This is a genomic window from Neobacillus fumarioli NBRC 102428 (genome assembly GCF_001591485.1).
Taxonomy (GTDB): domain Bacteria; phylum Bacillota; class Bacilli; order Bacillales; family Cytobacillaceae; genus Neobacillus; species Neobacillus fumarioli.
In genome coordinates this window covers 1-7,391 of sequence record NZ_BCUZ01000134.1, presented here as the reverse complement: position 1 = coordinate 7,391, position 7,391 = coordinate 1, and the positions used below count along the sequence as shown (strand labels likewise).

Genomic DNA, 7,391 nt, shown 5'->3' with positions numbered 1-7,391 from the left:
AATAAATGTTTTATATCTTTGGCAATCAAACGATATGTAATAGAAACTTCTGAAAATGGGCTGCGGCCATGCCCCCGAATATCAAATGCGATCACTTTAAAATTTTTCGATAATTCCTCGATTTGGTACTTAAAAGAGGCACTTGTGATGAATGGCGGATGGATTAATACAATCGGAATCCCTTTACCTTTTACCGTATAATATAGATTGCTTCCATCGTTATCGATAATTGGCACGGCGCTTTCCTCACCCTTTTTTAAAAAATAATATTTTTATTATTTCCGGGTGTCTTCAGAAAAATGTTTACATGGCGTATTGATCTGAATTTTTAAAGACGTCATTCGAAATTGAATGGCGCCTATTTTCATCCTGCTTCAATCTTTCTCGTTTCCTCGGATGTGAACGTCCGCTTTTGAATATAGAGGAGCCTGCCGGACAGGGTGATTCCTGCCGCAAGCAGTCCAACGGTGAGTCCGATCCAGTATCCTCTTGCTTCAAGGCTGGTAAAGTGAGCAAGCAAATATCCGACTGGCAGGCAGATGGCCCAATAAGCAATTAAGGTCATAATGAAAGCCAGATTGACGTCCTTATAGCCTCTTAAGGCTGCTTGTGCTGTTACTTGAGTGGCATCGGAAATTTGAAAAAATAACGCAAAGATCAAAAAGTCGGCCGTTAAATGGATCACAGCTGTTTCGTTTGAATAGAGTCCTGCAACTTGATAGCGGAAGATGATCACAAAAAGTCCTGTAATTAACGCAATCATAATAGCAAGGAACATTCCAAGCCAACTGTAAGCCTTCGCATCCTTATACCTTTTTGCTCCAACTTCATATCCGATTAAAACCGTCAACGCCATTGAAATACTGGTTGGAATCATATATAAAAATGATACAATATTTAATGCTGCCTGATAAGCAGCGACTGTTGTGACATTAAACTTACTGATTAAGATGGTTACCACTGCAAACATACTCGTTTCAAAAAAGGTAGATAATCCCATCGGAACTCCAATTTTTAAAATTTCAATACATTTTGCTGTGGAAAATTCCTTCCAGTTAGCGAATATATTAAAGTCTGAGAATGGTTCTTGTTTTTGAATAATGAGAATGGTAACCACCATAATGGCCCAGTCAGTAATGGATGTAGCATATCCCGCACCTGCACCGCCGAGTTCCGGAAAACCCCATTTACCGAAAATGAATACGTAGTTCAAAATAAGATTAAGCGGGATAGATGAAATCATGATGACCATGATGACCCGCGTTTTTCCAAGTGAATAGATAAAGGATCTAAGAACGTTGAAAACAAATAAAGGCAGAATTCCATAACTAAGGCCGACTAAGTAATAATAAGTGGTTTTCCTGACATTCGCTGAGAGATTCATTCGATCCAATGTAGGATTGATCAGAAAAAATCCCAGGCAGGTGACAATAAAGGTAAGAATAATAGATAAATAAATTCCTTGCTTAACGATTAACGAAACCTCATCCGATTTCTTCTCCCCGAACCGCTGTGCCGCAAGAGGTGAAACCGCCAGCAAAATGCTGGTTAGACCCATAAACACGGGATTCCAAATTGATGAACCTATTGCCACACCGGCCAGCGCAGAAGAATTATATTTTCCTGACATGATTGTATTGAAAAAAACCATCGAAAACATGCCAAGCTGGGTAATAAGGATCGGTATTAATAAGATAAAGATTTGTTTTGTTTTTTCTTTTAATGTAAATGTCGGATTCATATCCCGCTGCCCCTTAAATAGATATCCAAAATATAATTATACTAAATTTTTAACATTGATTCCTTACTTATTTTGAAGTATTTACAAAATTTTTTGACATAACCAGAAGGAATTCAAGCTGTTCAACTCGTATATGGTAAATATCCGGTTTTTTAATTGAATTTCGGAGGGATCAAGATGACGGTTGAAAAAATAGAAGGGAAGTTATTGTGGGAACCAACGCACAAGATGCAGGATGAGTCCAATATGAAACGGTTTATGTCCTGGTTGGAAGAACATCGTGGGCTGGTCTTCCATACATATGACGAATTGTGGAAATGGTCTGTCAATGATATTGAAGGATTTTGGTCAGCCGTTTGGCATTTCTTTGAGATCCAAGCAAAAACACCTTATAACGAAGTTTTATCGGATCGACAAATGCCAGGTGCTAAATGGTTTACAGGTGCTACGTTAAATTATGCCGAGCATATTTTTCGAAAAGCAGTTCCGGAAAAAGTGGCAGTAATTTACGAAACGGAAATCCGGCCGCAAGGGCAGTTAACTTGGGCAGAACTAAAAAAGAACGTAGCAGCTATTGCCGAATATTTAAAATCAATAGGCGTGCAGCCAGGGGATCGTGTCGCTGCCTATGCTTCCAATATTCACGAAACACTGACCGCGTTTTTAGCCTGTGCCAGTATTGGTGCCATTTGGTCCAGTTGCGCTCCGGAATTTGGCATCATGAGCGTGATCGATCGCTTTAAGCAAATTGAGCCAAAAGTACTGTTTGCTGTAGATGGTTATCGTTACGGCGGCAGGGACTTTGATCGTATCGAGGTCGTGAAAAAAATTCAAGCTGAACTTCCAACCTTGCAAGAAACAATCATGATCCCCTATCTGAATAAGCAGCCAAAGATAGAAGAATTAACGTATAGCAAGTTATGGACAGAGGTTGTAATGAAACATGACACGGCAGATCTAACATTTGAACCAGTACCGTTTGATCATCCGCTTTGGATATTATATTCGTCTGGAACAACCGGCAAGCCTAAAGCAATCGTACAAAGTCATGGCGGGATTTTGTTAGAGCACTTAAAAGCAATTGGTTTGCAAAAAGGGTTAAGAGAAGATGACCGCTTTTTCTGGTATACGACAACAGGATGGATGATGTGGAACATTGTTGTAAGCGGTTTACTAGCCGGATCTACGATTCTTCTTTATGACGGGAACCCAGGCTACCCGAACTATGATACATTATGGAAATTTGCTGAAACCACGAAAATGACGGTTTTTGGTACCAGTGCCAGTTTCATCACGGCTTGCATGAAAGCGGGGGTGGAACCGAAAGACCGCTTTAATCTGACTCATTTAAAGGCGATCGGCTCAACAGGCTCACCGCTTCCTGTCAGCGGATTTGAATGGGTGTATAACAAGGTGAAAGATGATCTCTGGCTTTTCTCGACAAGCGGGGGGACTGATCTTTGTACCGCATTTGTCGGCGGCTCGCAGCTTTTACCTGTTCATGCAGGCGAACTGCAGGCACGTTCATTAGGAGCAGCCGTGAAAGCGTTTAATGATCGTGGTGAGGAATTAATAGATGAAATTGGAGAACTCGTCATTACAGAACCAATGCCATCCATGCCGATATATTTTTGGAATGATGAAAGCGGGGAGCGTTATATGGACAGCTACTTTGATGTTTATCCCGGCATTTGGCGACATGGCGATTTTATTAAAATCACTTCCAGGGGGAGTGCAGTCATTTATGGCCGTTCTGATGCGACGATTAATCGCGGCGGGATCCGGATGGGTACAAGTGAAATCTATAGTGCACTTGAAGAGGTACCGGAAGTACTTGATAGCTTAGTTGTTGATATTCCGATCACAAGTGAACAATCTTATATGCCATTATTTGTTGTTTTAAAAGAAGGAGCACAGCTAACAGAAGATGTAAAAAAACGAATCATTCAGGTGATCCGCCAAAATTGTTCACCAAGACATGTTCCAAATGAAATACTTACCGTTGACGAACTGCCAAAAACATTAAACGGCAAAAAGTTGGAGGTCCCAATTAAGAAGATCTTAATGGGTATTCCTTTAGATAAAGCTGTAAATCTTGGCTCGTTGGCAAATCCTGACACATTACACTATTTTATTGAGTTTAGGAAACAATTGAATATAAATTAGAAGATAGAGGATGAAATCATCGGGATTTCATCCTTTTGTATTTTAAAAGATAAGAAATTTTGACTTTGAAAATTGTCAAGCTCCATAAGAAATGCTTCGGCAGCATCAGCATCGTACGCCTAAAAGCGATAGCTTTTTAGGAGGAGCGCCTAGCCCCTCGTTAGGTTAGCTTATTCGAAGAGGCTTGTTCAGCTTGTCGCATGCCTACAAGGAGGATGATTCGGAGAAGCAAGCAGGATGACCAAGGTGCATGCGTTTTTCTAATAAAAAAACAAAATTCAAAAAAATCATAAATGATGATTGACACATCAATAGCACATGATATATTATCTTTCATATCATGTTATATAACCTAACATAAGATTAGGGGTGTGGTTGAAATTGAAAAAAATTGAAGCAATTGTTCGGCCTGAAAGGTTGACTGAAACGATCAAAGGATTAAAAAACATCGGTATAACTGGATTTACGGTGTCCCAAGTAGTAGGAAGAGGGAAACAGAAAGATACCCAAGGAGTTTATCGTGGTAAGAATTATAACGTGACCCTTCACCCAAAAGTAAAATTGGAGATTGTTCTATCGGATTATATGGTGGAAAGAACGATCAAAACAATTGTAGCAAGCGCCCAGACAGGAGAAGACGGGGATGGGAAAATTTACGTTTATCCTATTTTGGAAGCTTATAATATTAGGACAGGTGAAACGGATTTCGATATTGACGATTTAGTAAACAAGGAGGGCTAGGAGATGATCGTGTATTTAAATTCTGTTTGGGTCGTACTGGCGGCCGCAATGGTGCTGTTTATGGAAGGCGGCTTTAGTTTATTGGAAGCAGGTCTTGTACGGACGAAAAATGCTGTGAATGTTACAATGAAAATTTTTGTGGATTTAACGATAGGTGCCTTAGCTTTCTGGTTGATTGGTTTTGGAGTCATGTACGGAAAAGACGTTTTTGGCATTTTCGGGACGACGTTATTTGGTACCCCGCAGAACATCTCTTTGTCCATTCCATTGCCAAGTGCCGCTTTTGTGTTATTCCAAATGGGGTTTGCAGTTGCTTGTATCTCGATCGTATCCGGTGCTGTTGCAGAACGGATGAATTTTAAAGCCTATATTTTAACAGCTGCTTTGATTTGTATGGTGGTTTACCCGATTAGCGGCCATTGGATTTGGAGCCAGAACGGCTGGCTGGCGAAATTGGGAATGAAGGATTTTGCCGGATCAGCAGCGATTCATGCTTTAGGCGGTTTTGCTGCTTTATCAATGGCCAAAATCTTAGGACCGCGTAAGGGAAGGTTTAATTCTGACGGCAGTACGAATGTGTTTGCACCCAGCAACATCCCATTAGCATCGGCTGGTACATTTATTTTATGGTTCGGCTGGTTTGCATTTAATACCGGAAGTACCTTGGATGCTTCCAACAAAGCGTTTACCTCAATTGCTCTTAATACGATGCTTGCCGGTGCATCAGGCGGAACAACTGCCATGTTTTTAACGTTAAAGAAATTTGGCAAAGCGGATCCAAGTATGATGATTAACGGAGTGTTGTCAGGTTTAGTTGCCGTAACTGCCGGTTGTGCCTTTGTCTCTCAATGGAGTGCTGTCACTATTGGAGCTGTCAGCGGCGTCATTGTCATCTTTGCCACTTTATTGGTGGATAATTTAAAAATCGATGATCCCGTCGGTGCAGTAGCAGTTCATGGATTTAATGGCGTGTTTGGTACTATAGCTGTCGGTTTATTTGATCAATCTCAAGGACTGTTGACAACTGGGCATATTTCATTGTTTCTTATTCAGCTCTTAGGTTCAGCAATTGTGGTGATTTGGGGGTTGACTGGCGGGATATTTATGGCGAAAGTTTGCGAAAAAACCGTAGGCTTGCGTACAAGTGATCGGGAGGAGGAAGCAGGATTGGATATGTCCTATCACGGTATTCCTGCTTATAATGAATTAGAGAGATTTGCTGATTTACCTGCGAGCTTGTACAATTTTGAAGAAACAACCGGGATTACGGTTGCTCCTGTCAAAAGCAGGAAAGTTTCTCAGGATGTTATATCTTAATTAATTTTAAACTTAATGGAATATGTATATATGAAATTAAAAAGGGAATGGAGTTCCCCATAATCACCGTAAGACTAATGACTCCTACCAGAAAGAAGTTTTTTAATTCTGGTAGGAGTCTATTTTTATGGGTAAAAGAAAGTTTAAGGAATAAATATAGTGGGTAGAAAAAAAGGAAGGTAAAGACTACCTTCCCAATTGGGTTACGTTCGGACAATAGAAGTGTTAAAGTTCTTAATCATTTTTTGCAAATTTCTATGCCCTTCCCTTAATTTAATGGTTTCCTCGACGATTTTTTGAAATCCTTCTATATCTCGATCCGATGCATTTAATAATGACTTTGGAATACCTTCGACAATTTGTTGGAGGGTTAATTCGCTCATTAAGAATACCACCTTTCAACTTGAGTCTTTTATATTATTTTTCGAACGATACTTATTTTCCTTCCTTAATCGAAAAAAACTTATCTACATATCTCATCAGATTCTTTTAGGATTAGAAACTATCATTCATTATTTTGCAAATTACGTCATTATAAAACCTCGAAATTGGCTGTTTTGTAGAAAATTTCATCAAAAAACCAATCATAGCAAGATGGAGGAACTGTGTTATAGTAAAATTGCTGCTATTCGAATAATTTGGAAACTCGGGGAGTGATGAATATGGCAGATCATTTAAATGAAGCTAAATTTAAAGAATTGATGGGGAATTATCCAACAGGTGTTACTGTTGTCACAACTGTGAATGATCAAGGGGTGCCACTTGGGCTTACAGTTAATTCTTTTGCTTCTGTTTCGTTGGATCCACTTTTAATTTTATGGTCAATCGATAAGAGGGTTTCATCCTATGACGTGTTTGTCCATTCTGGAAAATTTGCTGTCCATGTTTTAGCAGGAGATCAAAGTGACATTTGCTCGCTATTCGCCATGAAAGGTACTAACCGTTTTGCCAATTGTGAATGGAAGTTTTCTGAACATTATCTCCCTATTATTTTGGGTACGGCCGGAGTCTTGCAATGCCGAACGTTTAAAACGGTTGAAGCAGGTGACCATACGGTTTTGATCGGGGAAGTGATCGACATTCAAAGTGAAACAAAAATTCCGCTTCTCTATCATAAGCGGACATTTGGGCCAATCCCTGAAACTTTTTATCATGATTAAACCTCAGCCCCTTGAGTTTTATACTCTGGGGCTTTTTTCGAATCTTCGTTCAGTTCGTTATCTTTATGACGATGGCTTGAACGATCCATCCGACGGCTAAACCAGGGATTACAAACAGCATCGAAAGCCACACCGGTCCGAGCAATACCCCAAACAGATGGAGCTTTGGCGAGTAAATACAGCCAACTGTAACAAAATAAGCTGAAAAAACAAATGGCAAATAAGAGTGTGGTGTTCTTCCGCCGTCGGCATCTTTAAATGCATAA

At 40.0% G+C, this 7,391-nt stretch carries 6 protein-coding genes, 2 pseudogenes and 1 riboswitch; of the genes and pseudogenes, 4 read left to right on the top strand and 4 right to left on the bottom strand.

The window, feature by feature from the left end:
• Both BFU02S_RS13815 and BFU02S_RS13810 read right to left on the bottom strand, forming a co-directional pair.
• Positions 1-236, bottom strand: a 236-nt coding sequence (locus tag BFU02S_RS13815) for an alpha/beta fold hydrolase (protein ID WP_169797611.1), incomplete at its 3' end; no start/stop codon positions are given.
• Between the two features lie 128 nt (positions 237-364).
• Positions 365-1,747: pseudogene (locus BFU02S_RS13810) on the bottom strand (MATE family efflux transporter); the annotation flags it as partial.
• 171 nt (positions 1,748-1,918) lie between these two features.
• Between BFU02S_RS13810 and BFU02S_RS13805 the strand changes: the two are divergent.
• The 3 genes from BFU02S_RS13805 (at position 1,919) to BFU02S_RS13795 (ending at position 5,965) form a co-directional block, all read left to right on the top strand.
• Positions 1,919-3,907 (top strand): acetoacetate--CoA ligase, encoded by a 1,989-nt coding sequence (locus tag BFU02S_RS13805; RefSeq protein ID WP_066371755.1) that lies wholly within the window; start codon positions 1,919-1,921, stop codon positions 3,905-3,907.
• A gap of 381 nt (positions 3,908-4,288) precedes the next feature.
• The gene (locus tag BFU02S_RS13800) at positions 4,289-4,648 is read left to right on the top strand and encodes a P-II family nitrogen regulator (RefSeq protein WP_066371760.1); all 360 of its coding nucleotides are present in this window, start codon (positions 4,289-4,291) and stop codon (positions 4,646-4,648) included.
• Between the two features lie 3 nt (positions 4,649-4,651).
• Entirely contained in the window at positions 4,652-5,965 is a 1,314-nt protein-coding gene (locus BFU02S_RS13795) for an ammonium transporter (RefSeq protein WP_066371753.1), read from the top strand.
• Between the two features lie 34 nt (positions 5,966-5,999).
• A riboswitch (Fluoride riboswitch) is annotated at positions 6,000-6,059 on the top strand.
• A gap of 109 nt (positions 6,060-6,168) precedes the next feature.
• Here BFU02S_RS13795 and BFU02S_RS13790 read toward each other — a convergent pair.
• Positions 6,169-6,348, bottom strand: a complete 180-nt coding sequence (locus tag BFU02S_RS13790) for a hypothetical protein (protein WP_066371751.1) — start codon at positions 6,346-6,348, stop codon at positions 6,169-6,171.
• A 279-nt stretch (positions 6,349-6,627) separates the two neighbouring features.
• On the opposite strand from BFU02S_RS13790, the gene BFU02S_RS13785 reads away from it, so the two are divergent.
• Positions 6,628-7,125 (top strand): flavin reductase family protein, encoded by a 498-nt coding sequence (locus BFU02S_RS13785; RefSeq protein WP_066371750.1) that lies wholly within the window; start codon positions 6,628-6,630, stop codon positions 7,123-7,125.
• 49 nt (positions 7,126-7,174) lie between these two features.
• On the opposite strand, the pseudogene BFU02S_RS17065 reads toward BFU02S_RS13785, so the two are convergent.
• A pseudogene (locus BFU02S_RS17065) lies at positions 7,175-7,391 on the bottom strand (hypothetical protein); the annotation flags it as partial.

Bases quoted from the DNA above. Each gene is read 5' to 3' on its own strand.
- BFU02S_RS13805 (WP_066371755.1), top strand. From the start codon at position 1,919: ATGACGGTTGAAAAAATAGAAGGGAAGTTATTGTGGGAACCAACGCAC.
- BFU02S_RS13795 (WP_066371753.1), top strand. From the start codon at position 4,652: ATGATCGTGTATTTAAATTCTGTTTGGGTCGTACTGGCGGCCGCAATG.
- BFU02S_RS13790 (WP_066371751.1), bottom strand. From the start codon at position 6,348: ATGAGCGAATTAACCCTCCAACAAATTGTCGAAGGTATTCCAAAGTCA.
- BFU02S_RS13785 (WP_066371750.1), top strand. From the start codon at position 6,628: ATGGCAGATCATTTAAATGAAGCTAAATTTAAAGAATTGATGGGGAAT.